The sequence below is a fragment of the Pararobbsia alpina genome (assembly GCF_965118125.1).
GTDB classification, from domain to species: Bacteria; Pseudomonadota; Gammaproteobacteria; order Burkholderiales; family Burkholderiaceae; genus Pararobbsia; species Pararobbsia alpina_A.
The window spans coordinates 523,430-545,499 of record NZ_OZ221287.1 but is presented as its reverse complement, the minus strand read 5'-3'; the positions used below and the strand labels follow the sequence as shown (position 1 = coordinate 545,499).

The 22,070-nt window shown below is 56.9% G+C and carries 18 protein-coding genes; 12 read left to right on the top strand and 6 right to left on the bottom strand.

What is annotated here, in order from left to right:
- Nucleotides 1–671: 671 nt before the first annotated feature.
- Nucleotides 672–1,520 carry a hypothetical protein gene (locus ACMFWR_RS02190; protein ID WP_413193414.1) on the bottom strand — a complete coding sequence of 283 codons (849 nt, stop codon included), beginning with the start codon at nt 1,518–1,520 and terminating at the stop codon, nt 672–674.
- Between the two features lie 1,599 nt (nt 1,521–3,119).
- Between ACMFWR_RS02190 and ACMFWR_RS02185 the strand changes: the two genes are divergently transcribed.
- From ACMFWR_RS02185 to ACMFWR_RS02160, 6 genes are all read left to right on the top strand, one after another.
- Nucleotides 3,120–3,590, top strand: a complete 471-nt coding sequence (locus ACMFWR_RS02185; RefSeq protein WP_413194741.1) for a DUF6471 domain-containing protein — start codon at nt 3,120–3,122, stop codon at nt 3,588–3,590.
- Nucleotides 3,591–4,142: 552 nt separating this feature from the next.
- Nucleotides 4,143–4,346, top strand: a complete 204-nt coding sequence (locus ACMFWR_RS02180) for a hypothetical protein (protein WP_413193413.1) — start codon at nt 4,143–4,145, stop codon at nt 4,344–4,346.
- Nucleotides 4,347–4,543: 197 nt separating this feature from the next.
- Nucleotides 4,544–5,473 carry a hypothetical protein gene (locus tag ACMFWR_RS02175; RefSeq protein ID WP_413193412.1) on the top strand — a complete coding sequence of 310 codons (930 nt, stop codon included), beginning with the start codon at nt 4,544–4,546 and terminating at the stop codon, nt 5,471–5,473.
- A gap of 318 nt (nt 5,474–5,791) precedes the next feature.
- The gene (locus ACMFWR_RS02170) at nt 5,792–6,439 is read left to right on the top strand and encodes an RNA 2'-phosphotransferase (RefSeq protein WP_413193411.1); all 648 of its coding nucleotides are present in this window, start codon (nt 5,792–5,794) and stop codon (nt 6,437–6,439) included.
- Nucleotides 6,440–6,476: 37 nt separating this feature from the next.
- Nucleotides 6,477–6,854, top strand: coding sequence for a hypothetical protein (locus tag ACMFWR_RS02165; protein ID WP_413193410.1), 378 nt, complete (start codon nt 6,477–6,479; stop codon nt 6,852–6,854).
- 844 nt (nt 6,855–7,698) lie between these two features.
- A complete protein-coding gene (locus ACMFWR_RS02160) occupies nt 7,699–9,105 on the top strand; it encodes a hypothetical protein (RefSeq protein WP_413193409.1) in 1,407 nt (468 codons plus the stop codon).
- A 26-nt stretch (nt 9,106–9,131) separates the two neighbouring features.
- On the opposite strand, the gene ACMFWR_RS02155 is transcribed toward ACMFWR_RS02160, so the two are convergent.
- Entirely contained in the window at nt 9,132–10,451 is a 1,320-nt protein-coding gene (locus ACMFWR_RS02155; protein ID WP_413193408.1) for a hypothetical protein, read from the bottom strand.
- Nucleotides 10,452–10,961: 510 nt separating this feature from the next.
- Complete coding sequence (locus ACMFWR_RS02150) at nt 10,962–11,372, bottom strand: surface-adhesin E family protein (protein WP_413193407.1); 411 nt, start codon at nt 11,370–11,372, stop codon at nt 10,962–10,964.
- A 261-nt stretch (nt 11,373–11,633) separates the two neighbouring features.
- On the opposite strand from ACMFWR_RS02150, the gene ACMFWR_RS02145 reads away from it, so the two are divergent.
- From ACMFWR_RS02145 to ACMFWR_RS02120, 6 genes are all read left to right on the top strand, one after another.
- Nucleotides 11,634–12,497 (top strand): DUF2167 domain-containing protein, encoded by an 864-nt coding sequence (locus tag ACMFWR_RS02145; protein ID WP_413193406.1) that lies wholly within the window; start codon nt 11,634–11,636, stop codon nt 12,495–12,497.
- A complete protein-coding gene (locus ACMFWR_RS02140; RefSeq protein WP_413193405.1) occupies nt 12,494–13,237 on the top strand; it encodes a hypothetical protein in 744 nt (247 codons plus the stop codon). Before ACMFWR_RS02145 ends, ACMFWR_RS02140 begins: the two co-directional genes overlap by 4 nt.
- On the top strand, nt 13,234–13,587 hold the full coding sequence (locus ACMFWR_RS02135) for a J domain-containing protein (RefSeq protein ID WP_413193404.1): 354 nt from the start codon (nt 13,234–13,236) through the stop codon (nt 13,585–13,587). Before ACMFWR_RS02140 ends, ACMFWR_RS02135 begins: the two co-directional genes overlap by 4 nt.
- A gap of 157 nt (nt 13,588–13,744) precedes the next feature.
- A complete protein-coding gene (locus ACMFWR_RS02130) occupies nt 13,745–14,698 on the top strand; it encodes a toll/interleukin-1 receptor domain-containing protein (RefSeq protein WP_413193403.1) in 954 nt (317 codons plus the stop codon).
- A 64-nt stretch (nt 14,699–14,762) separates the two neighbouring features.
- On the top strand, nt 14,763–15,095 hold the full coding sequence (locus ACMFWR_RS02125; protein WP_413193402.1) for a hypothetical protein: 333 nt from the start codon (nt 14,763–14,765) through the stop codon (nt 15,093–15,095).
- Between the two features lie 773 nt (nt 15,096–15,868).
- The gene (locus ACMFWR_RS02120; RefSeq protein WP_413193401.1) at nt 15,869–17,350 is read left to right on the top strand and encodes a J domain-containing protein; all 1,482 of its coding nucleotides are present in this window, start codon (nt 15,869–15,871) and stop codon (nt 17,348–17,350) included.
- 947 nt (nt 17,351–18,297) lie between these two features.
- Here the strand turns inward: ACMFWR_RS02120 and ACMFWR_RS02115 are convergent.
- Genes ACMFWR_RS02115 through ACMFWR_RS02105 form a run of 3 tightly spaced genes read right to left on the bottom strand, consistent with a single transcriptional unit; the run spans nt 18,298 to nt 21,668 of the window.
- Nucleotides 18,298–20,235: a hypothetical protein gene (locus tag ACMFWR_RS02115; protein ID WP_413193400.1), complete on the bottom strand. Its 1,938-nt coding sequence runs from the start codon at nt 20,233–20,235 to the stop codon at nt 18,298–18,300.
- Entirely contained in the window at nt 20,236–20,997 is a 762-nt protein-coding gene (locus tag ACMFWR_RS02110) for a PP2C family serine/threonine-protein phosphatase (RefSeq protein WP_413193399.1), read from the bottom strand.
- Nucleotides 20,994–21,668 (bottom strand): vWA domain-containing protein, encoded by a 675-nt coding sequence (locus ACMFWR_RS02105; protein WP_413193398.1) that lies wholly within the window; start codon nt 21,666–21,668, stop codon nt 20,994–20,996. The genes ACMFWR_RS02110 and ACMFWR_RS02105 overlap by 4 nt, the downstream gene beginning before the upstream one ends.
- Between the last annotated feature and the right edge of the window lie 402 nt (nt 21,669–22,070).

Below are 22,070 nucleotides of genomic sequence, written 5' to 3'. Positions count from 1 at the left end.
TGCTCTCAGTCAACCAGTTTGCGCTCCGCAGGGACGCGACCACTCCAGCTCTTCTGTACGGGGATGTCGTCTCGTCGCCTTCAACGCATGCAGCGGAATGCTGCGCAAATTGGAGGGCATAGCTCAGGTGCTCCGTCGAGCGCTCTCTCCGACATGCTGCGTCAAAGAAGTTCTCTCCCGATACGCGCTGTCTTAGCCAACAGCCGTGATGCGGGCACGCCCCTACGAACGGTGCAACATCACGACGATGCGTAAACCCGAAGCCGAACCGCTCAAGTGCCGCTTCGGTACACTCCGGGCAAACAGAGAATGCACCCTCAGCTGTCGCAAGCAATACAGGAAGCCGCACCAGTCGAACAGGGCCTGCACATTGCCCTCGAATTCGGGCTCGTTGGGCCGAATGGCGGTCGGGCGACAAACCAAGTAGTTGATACGCAAGCAGCGTGTGCCTCGCCTCAAGCGCCTGTATGTCTCCGAAAAGGTAACCGATGCGTTCTTGGAACTCGTCGAGTCGACTCGGCATTCCTTCTAAAGCTGGAAGTCGAGCGAGAAGCTGACGGCTTACCTTGCGAATCGAACTATCACCGGCGAGCGCCGCGCAGTGCCGGAGGTGCGAGTTCACGGTTTCGCCATCGGGAAATGACGGTATCAACGCAAGCGACGGTTGTACGTCACGCATGTCCGACTCCGAGTAGCGGGCGCGAGCTGAGCGCCTCCATTGCCGAGCCTGCGGCGAAGGGCAGATGGTCGACGTATCGAAGGGCATTCGCCCGACTTACGAATGCGGGGTCTTCCCCGTACTCCGCGATGGTGGTTCTCGCTCCCGCCCAGGTGCAAAGTTGCTGCTCAAAAGTCTCCTTGACGGCTTGCTCCGAGGGGCCACCGCTTTCGAGCAACTTCGGTTCCCAAACGAGACGCTCGAGAAGTGCACGAAAACCTGCCGAAAGCCAGCTAACACGCCCATGGCACAGCTCAGAAGTCCAAATGGGTAAATTGCGGGGCATCTCCAGAAGCGGTGGGAGGAGCCCTGCTTGCCAGAACCACTTGTTGTACGTGCCCCATGTACCAGTGCCCGGGGCTTTTGGATTGGGAGGGCTAAACGGCTTGAATTCGAGACGGTGGCCCCTTAGTACGGCGTCGACTTCCGAGCCCAGCAACTTGGCCCCATGCATGAACATGTCAGTGCACGAAAGCAAGACTGGGACGTTCGTATGCGCCTGTAGCCGACAAAGAAACGCGAGGATGTCTCGAACCTGGCCTTTGAGGCTATTAGCTGAGGCGCCGTCGATGGCTACCATTCCGACGTTCAGTAGGACCATTGCGGCGATGACTGCAGACTCGGCATTTTCGCCGCGCATCTTCCGAAAAATGGGCGCGACATCCCGCGGGTCGCGTATTTCGGACACGAGTTTTTCGCGGAACTGCTTGAGCAGCCCCTTCAGCGTTCCGCAAGTCGGCCATTGCAGCACCAAGAGTGGGAAGTACCAGACAAGCACAATGTCACCCAGCGAATCGCCCACGACGCGAAATGGCGCTCCGAAGAGGTTTCGCAAGCGCTGTATGTATGCGGTTCTGCCTAGTTGGGAAGGCCCGGTTATGACAAAGCTCGCACCGGTCAACGTCTCAAGATGTTGGCGGCTAGGGATACCGCCGCGTCCTTGTACTGCCTCCTGGAAAGAGTAGAAATAGCGCCGGTACCGGCTATCAGCGAGGCTCCTCGATTTCATACACTCGACGTAGGTCGAAAGGAGTGTGAACGTGTATCTTGCGACCTCTTCTGTTGCTAGGTATCCCTTGTCGAATCTCGACATGGCCTGAATCTTTGCCTCGGGACTTGCCCTCCACAACTCAGGGTCCGCTGGGACGAGCCTGTTTCGGAGTCGCTCGATGAGCGCCTGCTTGCTGGGCGGAACGGCAAACTCCGGGAGCTCCGAGGTTTGATTGACGTATGACTCCAGGCTCCCTGACTCAGCCGACACGCTTTGGCGGCGGAACACCGGCCAGCTTGGCATTTCCATGAGCTCCATCATTCGCCTGCACGAACGTGCGCGTCATGGCCTCGTTTGTTCAACGAGGTCATGACGCGTGCTTGGTCGGCGCCGCGAATCTGCGTGCGACGCGGCGCGGAGCCCAGGCTGTGACGGAGTAGAAAGTGTGAGGGCGCCGACTGGCGGTCACGGCTGTGACCCTTTTGGTCAGCCCCCTGGGGACACACTGGCGCTCGACGCCTAGACGCGGGGACGTGATGGCTCGAAACACGGCGTGCGCTCCCCCCAACGACGATTGGGGTGACGCGCGATACAAAATGCATCGCGAACTTCATTTCACAAAATCCTGTTTTCGTATGGCGACCTCATCCGCGCTGCGCCGGAAGGGCGCAACGGACGAGCGTTGACAAACGAGTTCCCGTGTGAAAGAATTCGCGCGTGAGACGTGTACGCGAGTTTCTTTCGGGAACTCGACGAGATGGGACGAAGTTAGCGCTTCGTCCTTTTTTCGTTTACGGCTTTGCCGTGCTATTCGTTGCTTTCTTCGCCTACGTTCTCCATGAGGTGGGCTCGTGCGTAACGGATTTGGTCACAGTTTCTTGCTGGACTTCGAAACGTAAGCGCGAGCGTCGTCCAATTCGTCGCAACGTGTTGACAGCGCGCGAAGTTGCTGGAAGTGCCATTTCTCGCTATACTGTCATTATCTTGCGGTAAGTTCGCTCAACGCGAAGCAAACAGCGCAAGATAGTAGACGATGCAGGAGCGGTTCGCAACCCTGCACTCCGAGATTCCGCAGTTTGATAGTGCCTCGTCGTTTTCGGCACTTCGCAGACGTCGTTTCGCGCTACAGTCCCTCCATCAATCTTGATTGCACACCGTCATTCGTGGCACAAGTTCGTGACACGAACCGTGCCTACGGCAGTGACAATTTGTGAGCGCAGGCCTTCGGCAAGGGCATGAATCCCCACCGATGGCAGCGAACAGCTCGGCGCATCACGCACCGAATTTCGTTTCAAATTTCGACATTATTTTCGCTTTTAGCGTAGGCCAAATCTCACAAAAAGCAAGATTCTTCACAGGAGCACCGTGAACGACCTCAGCGACCCCTGGGCATCGCTCGCCTCGCGAGCAATGCGCGTTGCGCTTGCACGGCATGATGTGACTTACGCATCGCTGTCCGAATCGCTCGTGAAAGATGGAGTGTCGGCCGGCCAAGGTGCCATCGTCTCCCGCATATCGCGCGGCACGGTCCACCTAAGCCTTTTTCTCCGCGTCATTTCGATGACTGGCGACGACACGCCAAAGCGGTGGATTGACGCGCTTCGCGCGCCCGCCAGCTGGGAAGCGCGAGCGTCAGCCGTCATGAAAGCAGAGTTGGCTAGACAACCCACCGAATCTAGCAGCGACATCGTCGGAAGGCTAGAACGGATGGGCGCTCCCGTCTCACTAAGGACGTTCGATTCGCGCGTGCGTTCAGGCGACTCCTCCCTCGCCTTTTTCCTTCAGTTGCTGTACGTACTAAACGCCGATTCGGCGGGACGGTACGTCGCCTTCGAGTCTCTGATGCACGCGGCGCAGTCTGGGTCGGCTCAGCGTCGATAACGATTTTTCTTGCCTTATCTGCAGGCTCGACTAGGCTTAAAAATGATTGAAAAATGTCATATTTTGATTTCTTCGGTCCCCATTTAATTTTTTGACTCCTACCGCTCGTCGACGCGGTAACACGGTGTCGAGCCTCGACTGCTTGGTGTTGTGGGAACCGTTGGGGCGCTCTCAAAGCCTCTAGTCCATCGCTCAAGCCGACGGGCTTGCTAGGGGTCGAAAGAAGTCAGTCTCCGTGACCACACGGGTTGAAGGAACCTAGACTATCGCCCGTGACCCATCGTACTTTAGACCGGGCCACATCTTAAGCTGTACTTAGTTAATACACGTGACAGTAGCCACATCGACTGCGAGTGTCGCCCCAAGTCATGAACACTTTTCTCGCGTTTACGTTCAATCACCCTGCGCTCCTGGTTGCGCCGACGTGCGGGGTCGCGCTCACGATGGTCGTGTTGCGCTTCAAGAGACACCGAGAGAACACAGGCTTTTTTCGGGCAACGGTCGTCTGGCGAACCCGACCCATCACTTGCACCGCCTGAACGGGAAAAGGACATGCCATCCGAAAGCCATATCGACCTCGAGATTGCGCTCAAGAAAATTCACGAACTCGCGGCGGAATCGAACAGCGACCTTGGCGTTCTCTATTGGAATCAGGTCGGACGGTTGCTACAACGTGCTGCGCGCATGCAAGCGGACATCGACGCGCTCAGCAAGGAGCTAGAACGGTGCCAGGCGATGCTGCGCAAAAAGCATTGATGTGGACGCCGACAAGCAGCGCGTGTGCAAGATGAGGAGCGAGTCGCCACTCCGAAGTCCGCACAAAATGCCAATGACAGCGCTGCGTTTATGCAAATCAAGATTGACTCTCTCGGCAACGAGTTGGAACTGTGCCGAGCGATGTCGCAGAAGGCGCTAACAGGAAGCTAGCTCGGACATCTCGACAGGATTCTGACATGGCCATCAACGTGAAAGCCTTACTTGCGAAGGCGACTCCTCTAACGCGCGAGCGCGCAGACGAACTTATCGCCGAAGACATGGCGAAAAACGGTTACACCGCCCGCTATGGTCCGTTCAAAAACGGCACCGAAACCGTCGAGAGCGTCGAATCATCGAAAGATGGGTCCCGGCGTCGAAACACGTCGAAGAGGTCCGAAAAATCGAAGTTGTTTGAAGCGACGTTTGGCAATGTCAAAGAGGGAATGCATATGCCGCGGTCTGCACGAGATAGTAAAACCAATGCAGAACTCAAGGATGCCCGTGCCGAGCATTTCATCCACGTCGCCGTCGGAGCGGCGATATTGGTCGAGCCGGAGGGCGTTGATGAGTGGCTTAAAGTACCTGACGCCGAGCTCGGTCGCCAATTCAAAAACCGACTATGGAAGGCGGCCGGAATTGCTGCAGCCTACAATCTCGACCTGCCTTCGCTCCAGGCCGAGGGAGAGGCGTTACAGAGGCGCGCTAAGCAATATTCGAAACGTCGGGTCAGCGAGCAAGAAGATTCGAGCGAGGACGCCGAACGCTATGCGCTTGTGCGGCAGGGAAAATTTCTGAGCGTCCCTGACTACTGCAGGGCAGCGGGAATCAAGGTGGGCAGACTGCAGAAGGAACTCGCCGCGCAGCGGGTTTTTAGCGTCAACATTGGAGCAGAACAGTACGTGCCGTCCGTCTTTCTATCCGGGCTCTTCGAACGGAAAGCCATTGCAAAAGTGGTCCGCCGATTGGAGCGAATGTCTGGCTGGGAGAAGTATCTTTTCCTTACTACGGCGCTTGAGTTACACGGCGGTGCGACGCCACTTCAGCTTCTGATGGCCGGCTCACTGAAGACGGTATTGAACGCAGCGGATGTAAGAGCTGCGCTAAGCACGAACGACGCCCAGTCATGAAGGTACGCATTCGCATCAAGAGGCGGACGATACGACACGTGCAAGAACGCGAGTTGAGTCGTGAGCGAGCCAAGAATCTGACATTCGTCGACGCTAGTGCCAGCCTTAGTGACGATGATGCCGGACGCGTCCTATCGGAGGCGGAATTTCGTCAACAGCGCCCCCATCATCTGCGCATAACGCTGTCCATTTTAACTTGGCCGGATTGCTGAACACCGTCGAGCACATCGATATTGACGACATGAATCCAAGGAGTGGCTGATGTTCGCTCGGCGTAGGCGTGTCGCCTCCTTCCGAATCTTGATGAACTGAGCATCTATGGAAGCAAGCGAAAACTCGAGCTCATCCGGCGAGCACTCCGCGGTGAGCAGGCTACTGAGCAAAATACTGCGACACGAGCCCGAATTGGTTGGCGTAACGCTCGACCCTCAAGGTTGGGTAGGCATAGATGAGCTCATACGCGCAATCGACCGAGCGGCTAAGGCGGCAGGCGCATCGAAGCGCCTCAGAACACTGCCGCCAATAACGAAAGACCTCATCTACGCCGTCGTCGCGCAAAGCGATAAGCAGCGCTTCTCGCTGTCACCCGACCGCATGCTAATCCGCGCAGCCCAAGGCCATTCGGTGAGCGTCGACCTCGGGTACGTCGCGACGGAGCCGCCCGCGGTTCTCTATCACGGCACCGCTCGAACGAACCTGGCAAGCATCTCTCGCGAGGGCTTGAATCCGGGAAGCAGGCACGCAGTTCATCTCAGCATCGATGTGGCGACGGCGACGCGTGTCGGTGCTCGTCACGGGGCCCCCGTCGTGCTCGTCGTCGACGCGGCACGAATGCACGCCGACGGGTTCGAGTTCTTCTGTTCGGAGAATGGTGTGTGGCTTACCGCGCATGTGCCAGTGAAATATCTTGACCAGCTCGGGACGAATCCAGGCAGGTCTACATCATCAACGCGCGCGAAGCTGTGAACGACACGCAGCACAGTATCAAGTGATGGAGGACGAAATGGCAGACCGACACGTGCCTGAAGACTTTCCGAGAGAGCCGACGCTTGGCGCTGTGGCCGGCGTTCAACCGAAGCTTCTTGTCCGAAAAATCGACGGTCGCTATGTGAGCGGACTCACTGATGACGAGTTGTGGTTACGCTACGATGCGTGCGACGACCTTGCCAACCAACTCTTCGAATACGTGTCACGGAAAGTTGTTACGGCGGGTCTGTCGCCAGACGTAGCTCTGGCACGGGCGGAAACAGGTGTGCGACTAAAAGTCGACGCAGGAAAATGGGATTTCTCGCAGGCTGAAGTAGCATGGGTAATGAAGCGCACGCACTTGTTGCTTGCAGCGAGAGACGATGAATGCGGCGCCGGATACTCACGCCGGTAGCTCAAGTGGGCAGAGCGCTCGCTGCCATCCTTCGGGTCGAAATGCATGTCGACGTCCTGAACTCACGTAAGCATCGTTGGGCGCAACACGTATGTCGCATGACGGCTTGCAACATGTGCTCAAATCGACGCGCGGCGGATGCTGCCCAGACGTTCCTGTCTGGGACAGCAAACTTGAAATCGGTTGGCTGCGCCCTACACTCGAAGCATCGCACCGTGCCGAAGCTGCCATGCCTTCCATGCCGCGTCATAGCCTTACGTCGCAAGCTGCACTCCTGACGTATCTCATAATTTCAGAGCTTTTCGAGAGACATTCGACGGGTCGATGGATGACGCTCGAAGGCGTTGTCGAGTGCTCTACGTTCGCGTCCGTTAGGAGCTACGACAGCAACGACGTCGTGAGAAGGTCGATGCTCGCGAGCCGAGCCTTAAAGTTGGCGCAGGAGATTGAGAGCGAAGGCGCAATCAAGCTAAGCAGTGCTGACCTGCTTTCAATGCTCGACGACAACATCCGGCTCGACCTGTCCTTCTCACCGGCGCGTGACATCTATGAGCGTTGCATCGCTCATCTACTGCGGACAAGATGGTATGCGTAGCCCCGGCTCCACACCCGTGCTGCGACGTTTATTCGCGCCGCGGAGACGTGTAGCCGGAAGGCCCTTATAAGAACAATGGAGCGCGCTCGCTATCAGCGATAGACCGCTAGCTGCTCGGTCCAGCGCCATCCGCATTTTCTCGGACGCTGACGTGTCAGGCCTGGTGGGGCGAACAAACTTCGGCGCGTCCTCCGTCAGCGAAGTTACTTTCTACGACTCGAAGTGCACCCAGGCAGTGGAGAAATTTCGATGAAATGGCTCGTTTTGGTGCTAGTGCTCTCGCTTACTTCCTTTCCGCTCTCGCTGGCGGCACAGCCGAGAGATTGCAAAGTCGATTCCGCATTTGCAAATGGAGTGTTGACCGATGAGCCACACGCTAACGACGAGGCCATCGTCGTTTCATTCGCTCTCGAGTCTCGGTGGGAGGAGTTGAACACGGGCCAGATGCTCGTCCTTTATCACAGAGACGACGGTCTGAACAATCTTGCCGAAGTCTTTCACCTAAAAAACAGCGAGGCTGAGGAGTTTGCGAAACGGCAAGCGCTCATGGACCGGGTCTTCTCCGTCATGGGGCTTAATAACAAAGCACTCGCGCTAAACTGGCCAACTGGTCGCTTGGTCGCATCGGTGCAACAGTTCATCGCATCCAAGAGTTTTAGCCCTGAGATTTTGAAGCGAGTTAGCAGCCAAACGGCCGATGACGCACGCCAAATCTCAAGCGAGTTAAATTCCGGACGCCCACTGCTCATAGTGGCTCATTCGATGGGAAACCTCTACACAAATGCGGCAGTGCTTTCACTTAACGACAGAGTGTCTCCAGGGACGTTGAGCGTACTTGGCCTCGGCGTGCCGGCAGCATTCGTCGTCAGCGACAATCAGACCAACAATCGACTGCTCGCGAAAGGCGACCCCGAGGCCATGGCCAAAGTCGCAAGCGCCCCATACGTCACAAATACGAACGACCTGGTTATCGAGACGCTTCGCCAATTAGGCTCGCCTAACTGGCGCAGTCCGCTTGCGGGGAATGTGACGAACAGCCCTCTCGAACCGCCAGGTCATAGTTTCATCGACATCTATTGGCACTCTGGGAAACCCACCGGGGAAATGGCACTTAGTTACGCGGGCCAGCAAGTCACACGATTGTTCGACGAATGCATGCACAGGCACCCGACGGCCGCAAATGCACCCTCGCGCGACGTTGCCCCCACCCACGACGAAAAACTTCCGGGCCCGGTTCTTCCTTATCCAAACGCAGCAACTGGAGGCGACTCTTTTGAGCTTCCGGGCGAAGTTGTTAAATCCATAGACGCGAACTTCCGTTGGAAGCCTACTCACGATGCCGCCTTGGCATTTGCGAGCGCTTCGCTCAGTTACTGGCTTTCCGTCGCCAAGCAAGATTGGCACTACAACCAGGTGGCCAACGAGCGCGTCGGTGCGGCGCAGGTTTGCCTCCGCACGCTAATCCGCAAGGCTCCTAGACCGGACGGCACACTCGAAGAGTCGTATCTCCGTTTAATCTTGGCGCCTTTAACCGCTAAGAAGTCGCTCTTTGAGAAATATAGCAATGCGGATGCCGTTGCGTCAGGCCATCCATTGCTGCTGAATCTCGATATGGGGACATCGTGCAAAACAGTGGGTGTGAGCATTAACGGCTAGCGATGGCCGTCGCTCTGGTCGCTTGGCTAGCTACCAAGCCTTTCCTTGGGTGTCTTCCAAGACTTGAGTCGCTCAAGAACGTCGACTCTCCCTAAGAACTCTTTGACCAACTGCAGGCGCTCAAGGAGTTCGGGTCTCGTCGCTTCGTCCGCGGCCAAAACAGCGGCTTCAATCTCTTCCACAAACTGCTGAATCTGTCGGGCTTCGGTCCATTTTTGAAATAGCAGAAGAAGTTCCTCCTTGCTTTCCTTCACGGCGTTTTCTTCCCTGCGGACTCGCTCAGCGGCTCTTCGGCGCCGGTCGTCTTCGTCCCATTTCTCCCGCTCAAGTTTTTGTCGGCGCAGCTCGGCTTCAATCAACTTCACGATGTCCGGCGCCGCCGCCTCTATCGTGTCGACGATTTTGTGAAGCAACCCGTCAATTTCTCGAGGCTTGCTCTCACGCCAATGATGAACCCACTTCGCCCCGGGATACGGGGAATACGCCTGCAAGCAGAATCTACCGGTGGCGAACGCCTTTGTAGTGGTCCACGTATGGTCAGCGCCATATGTATGCTTAGGCGGTACATATTCAGATTCTCTTACGTATTCCCCCTTCACGTATCGAACGGGTACTTCCTCGGACATCTCGATAATCGTAAGGCCGATTGCAACCGTGCCGACGTATACAACCGTACATCTGAACGGTGACCACAGGTTCTGAAAGTGATTGCCGCGCGTTGGCTTCTCTCTTTCATCAACTTCGTGACGACAGAGGCGTTCGCCATTGGCCGCGATAACAACTCGGTGACCTCGCGCTTCGAGCGACACAAAGAGTTCGTTGGCTATTTCGAGCGCCCGGTCGAGGCCGTTTTTTGTGACCGCCAAGTCGACCAGAAGCCGCTTTGCCGGCTTGAGGTACTCGGCCTCGTACGATGTCCGCCCGGTCCCAAAATGCTCCCGCGCTCCAACCACGAGAGCGTGGCGACGTTTTCGGCTTTCAATCCGCAAACTTCGAGGGCTTGGCGATTCAGCTTTGGCTTGGGGAGCGGCAGGTGCTTGCGGCGTTGTAGGCAGCCGTCCGTCACGGCTCCAGAAGGTTTCGTCGCCCGGTCTTGCTGGAGGCAGCGTGGGTTGCTTCGCGACTATGCCTACAGCCCGTTTTGCCCAATAGCCTCGGGGAGGCCTTGGGACGTGCAGTGTGGTGCATACGCGAGCCAGGTAACTCGACGAAACACCGTATCGCTCGGCCAGCTTGAGCATTGGCTCAGCCCAGACCAGTTGGTACAGCTCCTCCCGTGTAAGCACCGCAGTGACGCGCGCCGAAGATGTCTCATTTGGACTATCGTCGATGTCTCGTTCGTCCATCGATGTTGACCTCGCCTAAGCTCGAGCACGCCTTCGTTGATGAGACACGGAGCAGGGCCTTCGCGTCGTACCTGCAAAGCCCCGCGCGCAAGCGACAGGAGCTAGGCGTCTGACGCGTCCAGTCCAACCGTATTCGGGTCGTCCACTTTCGTCAACGTGGCTCCTGTCACCGACACAACTATCGATGGTAGGGGAATGGCAATCTGGTCGTTTGGCTTCAATGCAGCCGGAGTAGTGGTGAACTCGAGACTAAGCGCCCACCGGCCTTCTTGAATACCTTGGTCGCGCAATAGCGCACGAACTAAGTCTTCAAAGGTGTACTTGAATGCGCTCGTGGGCATCGTCAACCTCATCGGCGGTTTCCGTGTGCCCAGTCTAGGTTGTTTCCGCACCGGTACCGACCTGATTTTCGACCAATCTCTTATCGCACGAACAGCGGTGAACACAAACCTCGTGGGGAGGGGTGCCGGAAGTTCCAATGCGCGCGAGGCGACGCGCGTTGACAACTGGCTACTGGTCGTCAGGAGTATTCGTCAGCGGCCCACATACTTTTGAAGCAACATCCCCAAGTGCCGTGTCAGGTGCCGCCGAAACTATGGGCATACGCTCATCGGTCCTCGCGACTGGCTGGCCGTTCGACGTCCACAGTGTCGACACGACGGTCGCTGCGAAATCGCGGCAGTCGACGCTGATGCGGAAACGGACATCGTTGAACTGAGCTGCGTCGTCGGAAATACTTTGAGGTGTTGAAAACCGTTCTCTGAACCAAACCGATACCTGGTTGCCGTCACGCGCCAACGTTGACCGTTCGATATCGACGGAGACGTTAGCGGTGCGACTGACCACATCCCAATCAGCTCCTTCAGCCGTAGCCGTCTCTGCAGTGACCAACAACACTGCGGCAAGAAGCAATTTCAGCACAGCCTGCACTCCCCGGTGGATGGGTCTGGGATAACCGAACGACTCAACGCCTGCGGCCTCGTCGTTGCATTCGCTCGAGCGACTTTGCCGTGATGAATTCCCAAACGGAACATGACGGCCAGAGCGTGACCGACCACCCTATGATATGAGGAAATATGGCAGACTTTATACTGCGTGTAGGAGTCGTTGTGTGAAAGCGCCGTGACGGAAAGTCCCAACCTCCGGCTGCCCATCAAATAAATGGGGATTGGAGACCGTCAAATGAAACTGGTGCGGGACTGCAGCACGCTTTGCCGTGCGACGAAACTCATGGGCGCATTCATTCTTGCGCTCGGCCTGACAGCTGCAACGGCGAGGGCTGCAGATGACTCCGTGGTTCAACATCCACACTTCGGCCCATATACACAACAAATCGCATCCGTAGCTGCGTGGAATGTCCAGCCTGGGTATCTGTCGCTCGACAGCGACGACACGACGCGACTGATGGAGTCAATGCAGAATCCCGGGGTCGTCGAGGCTTGGCTTTATGCGCCAAAAGGGCTTGACCGATGGTTTTCAGTAATCAGATACGGCCAAACCGGGCATGTGAGCGACGATGAGAAAATCGATGCTGCGGCCGTGCTTGAGCAACTCAAACGGGCGACCGAGGTTGGAAACGAGGAGCGGCGAAAGCGGGGTTGGAATGAATTCCACATTATCGGTTGGCAGGTCGAGCCTCACTACGAACCAGACACCAAACGACTATCGTGGGCGACGCTAGGGGAATCCGGCGGCCAACAAGTAATCAACTACACCACGAAAATTCTTTCGCGGGAGGGCGTCGCCACGGTCACGCTTGTCACCGCGCCTGCCAGCCTTGACGCATCCATCGCGGAACTCAAGGCTCAACTCGACAACTTCGAGTTCCATCCGGACCAACAGTACGCAGCGTTTCGTAGCGGCGACAAGATAGCGGAATATGGCCTCACCGGGCTGATTGTAGGTGGTGCCGCGGCCGTCGCCGTCAAAGCCGGTGCATGGAAATGGATTGTCGGCATGTTGGCTGTCGGCTGGAAATTTATAGCGGCGGCCGTTGTAGCAGCGCTTGCAGGAATCAAATCGCTCTTTAAACGGCGAACCACGTGAGCACGTTCTTCGGTGACTATAGCCGTTTGCTCGCCGCTGCTATATGGCTGTGCACTGCCAGCGGATTCGTGATGCTGAAGTCAACCGGGATGGGTGTGGCATATCTCGGCCCGGGCGACGTGCGACTGCGCTTTCCGTCCTGGAGAGCAACATTCGGACGTCGTCTGGCGATGGTAGTGCTCCCGGTTCGCTCGTTTTGGCCGATGGCGGCGGTTGGCGTGTTCGAGAGTGCGCGAGAGAATTCGATGCGTGACCTTATGGTCTCCGCGGACCAGTTAGCGCGCTCGATGCGTCGCGCGCGTCCGATTCTGATGGCCGTAAGCGCGGTCGTAGTCTTCGCGATTCCGTCATGGCTGCTCGTTCGAGGAGCAGACCGGGTTTTTTTGGTGTTGGCGTGTCTGGCGTACCTGATGTACGTCGGCACTACCGTCGTATTGATGTACGGCGGCGGCGACGAGGACCGCCGCCGCTTGGCCAAGCACTGGAGGGTCTTGCTTGAGCCTTTGCTGTGTCTTCCGTTCGGTACGCGGCTTTTTCGGAATTTGAGTGAGCACTATCGATTGACAGTACCACTCGTTGACGTGCTCCGTTCGGCTACTGCATTGCGCTTGGAAGACCTTCAAGACTTGCGCGTCAAGCTAGAAGACCATCGTATCGTGACGGACGATTTGCACGAAATAGCGCACATCGCCACTTTGCAAACACTCATCGGCGAGCGCCTCGGGGAGATGAGTAAATGAGGATTGCGGTTCTCGTTGTGTTCGCCCTTTTAGGATTTTGGATAGTTGGCGCCATTTTCGAAACCGTTCAGAAGAAGCGACGTGCCCCCTCATCCCGGAGTGCTGGTGAAAAGGAAAATGCGGCAGACACGGAGCGAACGCGTGAAGACCTCATCGACGAAGCATGTCGAGTGCTTCAGCTCAAAAGGCCCTTCACGGACGACGAGTTGCGAACGGCATATCGTCAGCGCATGTCGCAATATCATCCGGACAAAGTGGCGAGCCTTGGGCCTGAGTTTCGTGAGCTCGCGGAACAGAAGTCGAAGGAAATAAACGGCGCATTCGCCCTGTTGGGTCGAGTTTCGCGATGAGATGCTACTTCCGTGTTTCCAAATATTTGAAAGCATCCATCTTTCTTCTTTCAGCCCACGCGCGGCGCAATCCCACCCGCCTTTGCCATAGCGGGGGCAGCGCCTCCAAGAGGCAATAGGCTTCTTATCCACTAACATCGCGCCAACAATCAATAAGATGCCTTCCCTATTTTTCTCTTACTCACACGTTGACGAGGCCCTGCGGGACCAACTCGAAGTGCATCTGGCGATGTTAAAGCGCGACGGGCTCATCGACACTTGGCACGACCGACGTATCAGTGCCGGGGACACTCTCGACGACAGTATTGATGAGCAACTGGAGCAAGCCGACGTCATCTTGCTCCTCGTAAGCGCCAATTTCATCGCTTCAGAGTATTGCTATTCGAGAGAGATGAGTCGAGCTATTGAGCGAAACGTAAGCGGAGAAGCACGTGTCATCCCGGTCATCCTGCGCGCCTGCGACTGGCACACTGCGCCTTTCGGAAAGCTCCTGGCGCTCCCGACTGACGCTCGTCCGGTGACATCTTGGCCCAACCAGGACGAAGCGTTTGCTGACGTCGCAAGAGCTATTCGAAAGGCGGTAAGCAGAGATGCGGCACCCGCAAGGACAGTAAATTCTCCTGCGCAGCGCGTGGCAATCGCGGCCGCAAGCAGGGCGGAGGAGTACCTTCCTCGCTCAAGCAATCTACGCGTGAGAAAGGAGTTTTCGGACCTTGACCGGGACACCTTTCTCTCGGACGCGTTCAGCTTTATGGCGCGCTTCTTCGAAGGCTCGCTGTTGGCTCTGCAAGAACGTCATCCCGAGCTCACAGGACGCTTCGAACGGATTGATTCGCGTAATTTCACGGCAAGCGTTTACAAGGGTGGCAAGAGCGTTGCCGAGTGCACGATATCGCAGGGTGGGTACGGTCGACGTCACAGCGAAATCCGCTACTCGAATCAAATATCGACGCACCTCAATAGCTACAGCGATGTTCTGACAGTTGGCGAAGACAGTCAAAGGCTGTTCCTGAAGCCGCTCGGGAACATTGGGCGAGGCACTGAGAATCAGCTATCGGAATCAGGAGCAGCTGAGCACTTTTGGTCGGCGCTCATCGAGCGCATCCAGTAGCGCGCTCACGCGTTGAATGAAGCTGGGTACACGGCAAGGTTGAAACACGTAAAGGAGAACTCGTATGCTGGAAGTCACCAACGCGTTGCGAAGCGCACGTGCGGCCATCGAACATCCGCAGTGCGGGCAAACCTTTCAAACAGCCGTGGCGATGGAACCTCGCCCGTTCAGCGACAGTCACGCGCTAGGTATTTTGCTTGCCATCCCTCGCATCCCAGAGGCCAGCGCGCAGCAAGTGGAGGAAGCGAAGAGGTTGCTTGCGTTGTGGGAAAGCAAGTGCAGCCACTGGCGGAATGACCAAATGAACAGTCATAACGCCGCGCCGACGCTCCCGCGCACCTTGGAACATTGGCAGCCATATCTGGTTGCCGCGGAGCGGGAACGCAATGCTGGGTGACCTGTAGTGCGAAGAGTGCGGCACGCGAGCGGTCCGGGCGCAAGTCCGGTCGCCACGGTTACACGCGAATCGCCTTTGAGCATGATTTCTCGCCCATCGCGCGACAATGTTGGGTTAGGGCCTGACGGTCGGCGTTCTTGCCATCATAGTGGCTTTGAAGCCATGCAACATCGTTCTGGCCGCGGCCGCGGCCGCAGGCGCCCAGCCACACGGCCGTCCGTCAAGAAGGTGAGCCCGTCGAGATAGGGGCTGATGTCGAGCGGCATTCAACTTGATGAATCTGCATAAGGTCGGGGAAGGTCTGCACGCTGTTCGAAACGAGTGGGTTGTTTGCCCGCCGTTCGTCCCCGACGTGGTCGTACAAGAATTGCAGCGCGACGTCTCGTCCAGTCGCAGCCCGCCGCAACAAAGTGAAATACTGAAAGTCGTAGTACGGAGTCGTTCCGCCCATCTGTGTGCTCGCTTCCGCAGCGCCCATGGAGTTCAGTGTTGGACTGAACTTGGTCGCGAAATCGTACAGCGTTGAATCGTCTGCGAACTTAAAACGCGTCGGACGGCTTTCCGCACATCAAGGTTCGCTTTCAAGATGAGTTCGTCGAACGCTTCATCGTCGCAGCCTCTGAGGTAGCGCACTTCCTCGCCCGACAGGGGAAGCTTGATGACGGCGGACTTCGGCCAGCCCCTCGTGCGTGCCTTGCTTCCTCGAGTCTTTGGATAGACTCAATATCCAAAATGAATTAAAAAACCACAAACCGCGACACTCGCGCTGCGCAATGGAAAACTACTACGACATATTGAGCATCCGCGAAGACGCGTCGACGAATGAGGTCAAACTAGCGTACCGATATGCCGCCGCGAAGGTTCATCCGGCACATGGAAATGCCTTGCCCGATTCATTTCGTCGTTTCTCGCAACTTGCAGAAGCGTATTCGGTCCTTGCCGACGAAACCGCCCGCGGTGTGTATGACGTCCGTCGCCATCCGGCCGGCAGAACCCGCAGCTATCATCCGTCCCCGGTGGTCGCCGAGGCTGAGTTTGTTTTTATAAGCAGCATGGTTGAATGGGTGCTTGAACTTCGCACCCAAGGGTATGCGGCCGACCCAATTCGCAGCATTCTTGTTTCGCATCAGTGCCCAGGAAGCATCGCCGACTCAGTATGCGCGCTCGCTGACAAGACATTACTCCCCTCGGTAAATCAATCGACGCGCACTCTCGGTCAGGGTGCGCCGGCAACAGGTCAAGGTGGGTACTCAACCGGCTATGCAGCAGGAAAAGCGGTTGGCGGGCAAGGCAAAGCACTTCTCCTTGTGGCGGTGGCCGCGATAGCTTTTTTCGTGATGCTTCAGCACTTTTCGGAGAAGCAACAAAGCTCGTCGGCTATTCCCGCACCTACCGTTACATCCAGCGCCGGCTCCGACGCCTCGGCCGTTGTTGCGAGCGCGCCCGCCGCAGAAACGCCCAGTGGCCCACAGCCTTACGCATTCTTGAAGGACATCCCGGAGTTGCAGTCGGTAGATACAGTGCGCGGCGTGGCCTTGCGGCCAGGTAACTCGTTTCACCTACCCACCGGTGTTTCAGTTCCTGCGAGCCAGTCGGGCTCGTTTAACACGACTGTGGCCCAGCGTATTCCTCTTCCATTTGGCTCTCGGGTTCTCTACCTCCTGACTTCCGTTCCAGTCGAATCGCAAGCATACGACTGCCACGCGTGTGCGCCCGTCGTGTCCGTCGCGGTCACAACCGTGTCAAAGCGAGGCGTCGAAGCGTTAGCGGGTCCCATTCAGGACGTTGACCAAATGGGCGCGTGGGGCAAGTACGACACGACAAATGTCGCACTCGTGGAAATTGGAAAAAGGCGAGTTGGTCTTGTGTTCCCGTTTGAATACACTGGACAAGGCGAAACAAGTGGGTCAATCAGCATCTTCAGCGTCGATTCAGCCAGCATTCGCAAGTTGGCGAATATTGCGACATACGAAGATGCAACTGCCTCTATGTCTTGTGACGGGTCCAACGCCGTGTGCGAGAACTACCGGACTAAGGTTCGCTTTGTCCGAGATAACAAGAGCGCGTACTATCCGCTCGAACTAAAAATTACCGGCAAAATCAAGAATAAGACCGGCTTGATTGTCCCGGTCGATGGGACCTTCGTCGCTAAGTTCAACGGAACGGGCTACGCCCTAGACACGGACGAATCGGCGGCACATCCGACCGAAGATTCTCCTGCCTCCTCGCCGCAGCCACCGGGAGGGGCGTCGTGAGAAACGTCCTGGTGAATTTGAGTCTCTGCGCATTGGTAGGCTTTTGGACCATGCCGACGTCAGCGCAGGTGAATTCAAACCTGCAGACGTGTCTGTCCGGCCGCGTCCCCGCCCTATGCCAACATGATTTATTGACTCCGGACCAAGCAGCTGCGGTTCAGCAAGCTGAGCTAGCTCAAAACTACAACGTTTGCCTGACTGGCCGATATCCGGCGCTATGCCGGCATGACTTACTCACAGGGCCACAAATCGAGTCAGTGAGCGAGGCCGAGCACCGAGCGAATTACGCCGTATGCATTCAGGGGCGATACTCGGCGCTGTGCAACCACGTATGGCTGAGTGCGGCCGAGAAATCTGAAGTCACGAAGGCCGAGCGACAGGAGAACTATCGAACGTGTCTAAGTGGCGTGACTCCGTTCATTTGTCGACATCAGGACTTGACGGCGGAGCAGACGGTCGCCGTGCATGACGCCGAACATCGCGTCAATCAGCGGAACTGTGCTTCGCCCACTATGCAATTCAACTGTCGGCGCGACTGGCTCGCGGAAGACACGCAGGCTGCGACTCCGCCTACGACGGCCCCATCGCCCAGTCTAGCGCCCGTGCCGGCCCCCGTGTCCATCACGACGGCGGTCAACCCTTCGACTCCCGCGGCATCGATATCGGCACCCCAGATTGGATTGGCGAGTTCACCTTCCAATGCGCATCCCGATGTGACTCGCTGCCAAGCTTTTTGGGTCGGCGCCGTTGCCGCAGATGGAAAATACTTGTACTTGTCTGACTACGCGAAATTGACTCCGGTAGCAGCCAGTGACGCACAAATACTGGCCGAGTGGCGGCGAGGACAACACGTCGTGAGATGCGGACAACGCCTAACAAACAAGGATGCCGGACAAACAATTGCCGTTATGGATTGAGGCTGAAAGGCCTCTCTCGATAGCTCGCGTCTATTTGACGACTCGGTAGTCTTCTTCGGCCTGTGCGACCTGTAGGTCCGCGTTCAGCACCATCTCTCGCAAATACCCGCGCTGCTGCTCGAGCTTGTTCTTCGATTGCGTGAGTTGAGAGGGCCCTGCTGCGAGAGCCCCTTCCAGTTGTCGGCGAAGCTGCGCATAACGCTGTTGTAACGTGGCCAAATCGGCTGGCGCAATTCCTTTGTTCGGGTCAAACACGAAACGCGCCTCAAGCGATTTCCGCCAAGCCACCAACTCACCGGTGAGGCGCTCGCCAAACCCTTTGATTGAGCGGACTCGATTCCAGGAAACGTCCGCTGCCGACTCCACTCCGAACGACTCCAACATCGCCTTTCGCGTGGGACCAATCCCGGGGATGTCGTGGTCCGAGATGAAGAAGCGTTCTAAATAGTTCCGGAGCTGAATCTCGCGCGCGTTGGAATGAAGTCGTTGCTTGTCCTGGGCCAGTCGTTGGCCGAGTTCTTCGTACTCTCGCCGCGTTTGCTTTAGCTCCTCCAAGTTGTCTTGGAAGGACTTGTCCGTGGCGGCGCTCGCCCATTGCGACCACGCGGCCGCCGACACCTTATTAGCTAGGTCGAGAGCAGCCTTGCGTTGGATTCTTTCGGGCGCCGCGCCGTTGCCCCATATGAAGCATAGACTCGAGAGCACCAGAAAAAGCACTGCATACTGCTGGGCTGCGGCGATGCCGGCGACACTGACCGCCACGGCAATCCATGGGCGGAGTTGCCTCCATGTTTGCGCCCTTCGCATCTCGGCCGGCAACGCCTTTGCCTTCAAATTCTTCGGCCTGACGAACGAAGGGGCGGCCGCCGTTCCGGGCGACGCAATTGCCAATATGTTGGACCACGCCCTAGCTAAATCAAACGATGACGAACCCGGTCCCGGGCTTCCCGCGAGCATATTGATGAAACAGACGAAGCCGGTTCGGCTCTCGAGTTGACACCACGGGCACGCTCCTATGCCTGCGTAGTACTTGTGAACCGAGTCCGTGCTACACGTACGAAGCTGGTTTTTCAGCCCGTCCAGCGCCGTCACCCACTGCATTGCAGTCGGTCGCGCGTTACTTTGTACGCCAGCCTTCGAAAACGCAAGTTCGAACATTGCGACCATGCTCGGCGGCAAGATTTCCGGCCCCACTGTGTTGGGGGGAGGGCGCATTCCCTGGCTGCCCGCGGGACTGGAAAAGGCGTATCGGAATTCCTTGATAGCCCTTTCCGGCGGCATGTCCTCTCGGCCTGAATAAACGCCAAAAAACGGGTGCCGCCCCATGAGCAAGAGGTGAAAAATTAGAAGAGAGAGGCCGAACCGGTCGTGGTTCACGGTTCGCATTGCGTCGCGCATACTCGACAGCCCCTGTAACTCCGGCGGGGTAAACAGAGGTACACCAACTTCGCATCCGAAGACTCTGTTTCCGCTCGAGAACTGGAACGAATCGCAGTCGATAAGTCGCGTAACCGTGTTGCGACCGACAAAAACCAGATTGGGATTCACATCGCCGACCACGCAGCCCGAAGCATGAAGCACTGCAAAGGCCGCAGCGACATTGCGCGCAGCATTTACTAAGAAGGCCCAATCAGCGTCCGGAAATTGTTGTTTTCGATGGCCAGGACCGTAGAGGTGATGCAGCGGCTCAGCATTGACTGCCTTCGGCATAACAAATCCGATGGTGGGACCCTGTCGGGTCAAATGCAGAGTCTCTAGGGGCCACGCGGCGATTGCTTTTAGGCGGTCGTCCGAACGCGCTACCATTGCACGGAGCTTTTCCTGCTTTTCTTTCGAGACCGGGCCGTGATAAAGCTTCGCTGCCAAGTTAGCGCCAGGAAGCAGTACGTCAAACGCGGTACCTTCGCCCCCTCGGCCTAGTTCGTTTCCCAGCGAGACTTTGCGACCCTGTCCGTCAAAAAGCTCCATTTATGCGGTCCTGCGGGTCGCAAGTATCAACGTCTTGTCGTCATCTGTTCGGTCGTTAATCTGTTTCCCGGATAAAAACAGCGAAAGCTGCGCGCTCAACGCGTCGCAATCCTCTGGCGTTTTGCCTCGCAAAACACCGTACATGGGGTCGAAGAAGGCGAAATGCGGCATCTGCGATTCGAACACCAAGGCAAGACGTTGGAGCCCGTCAGTGAGCAGCGCGACTTCCTGAGCATGCAGAGGAACGCTGCATACTTGCAGGTGCTCGGCCACATCGTCGTCAGTCACGAAGTGAGTCATGTTGGCGTACTGTCCGTTATCGGGCCAGAACACGACACCTTGGGCACTGTCTGTGGTCAGCACGATTGCACCGTCACCAATCTGAAAGAACACTGACTCGTCGTCGCCAAGCACCGCACCCAGCAATGTGCATGCGTAATCGCGAGCCGTTTCCTTGGCTTCGGAAGCGGCGCGTTGAATCGCAACTTGCACGGCGCCCACCCACTGCGTGACATCGTTAACTGCCAGCCCACGCCCTTCGTTCAATGTTTCTTGAATGGCGTTGATGGCCGTCGTACAGGCTAAGTCCGCCCCTCGGGCCGAGAATTTGGCACTGCCCGCGCCGTCAGAGACGAGACAGACCAAGTACGAGCGCCCACCTCCGCTGGTGAGCAGGTCGACAAAGCAGGTATCTTGGCAAACATCACCGGCAGAGACATGAGCTGTACCGATGGCACTAGCGCTGACGGTCTTCCAGGTCACACGAGCGTCCAGTCCGTCGGAGGGTCGATAGAAACCTTTGAGCCCAGCGCCGACTGCGACACCGATTTCATCGAATTCGAGAGCCACTGAAACAGCTCCCTGAACTTCAACCCGTCCAGCTTGACCGGAACGCGTGCCGAAATCTGACGGAGCACGCTCATGTCCGCCCCACCCACTGCTACGGCGAAAAACGCGAACGAGCTCGCCTTTTCTCCGGCATGAACAAGTGCGGCCGCATCCTTCCAGTCGTCGGTAGGGGCTCCGTCCGTAATTAGAAAGACCCACGGCCGGTAGAACGAAATGCCGTTCTCACGATATTCGACTTTGCGCTGGGCCAGCAACTGAAGTCCCTGTTGAATAGCCGCACCAATCGGCGTATCGCCGTTTGCTTCAAGATGAGGGGGAAAGAAATGGGACGCGGTTTGAAACGGAGTCTTGACCTCGACCGGGCCGAAAGTGACCACAGCCACTTCGACTCGTTTCATTGCCAGCGAATCCGACGAAAGTTCGTCCTTGAAGGTGGCGATACCGGCATTCAGCTCGGCAATACGTGCGCCGTCCATTGAAGTCGACGTATCAAGAAGCAGTAAGCAAGGGCATCTTGGCTCGGGATTGTCCGCAAAACTATCCGTTCCGAAAGGAACTTGGACGACCAATTCGTTTCCAGACATCAGATGCCTCCGCCGTTTATGAGCACGCGCAATCATAGCGGTTGACCACGCCAACGGAAACCCAATCGCATTGCCAGATTTCCGGCTATCAACCTTTCTTAAATCAAGACAGCACGGAAAAAGACGTGCCGACACTCCTTTCCGAAAGATGTCAGTCCGATGCAAACGAAGCGCTTCGACCGTTAATAGACAAACTCGAGGCAAACTGACAACTTCCGTTGTGCTGCGTTCGGGAAGCGACGCGTTTAATTACCTTTGCTACTCTTCTGTGTCGGTGGCTATTTTATAACGGAGGGAGTCGTGAAATTGCCCAATGCGTTGTCCATACACCCAACGAAGGCAGTCAAGCGCGTCGGTGCATGCGGCTCTGCTTGCCAACCACGCTTTCTGTGACTCTTTCAC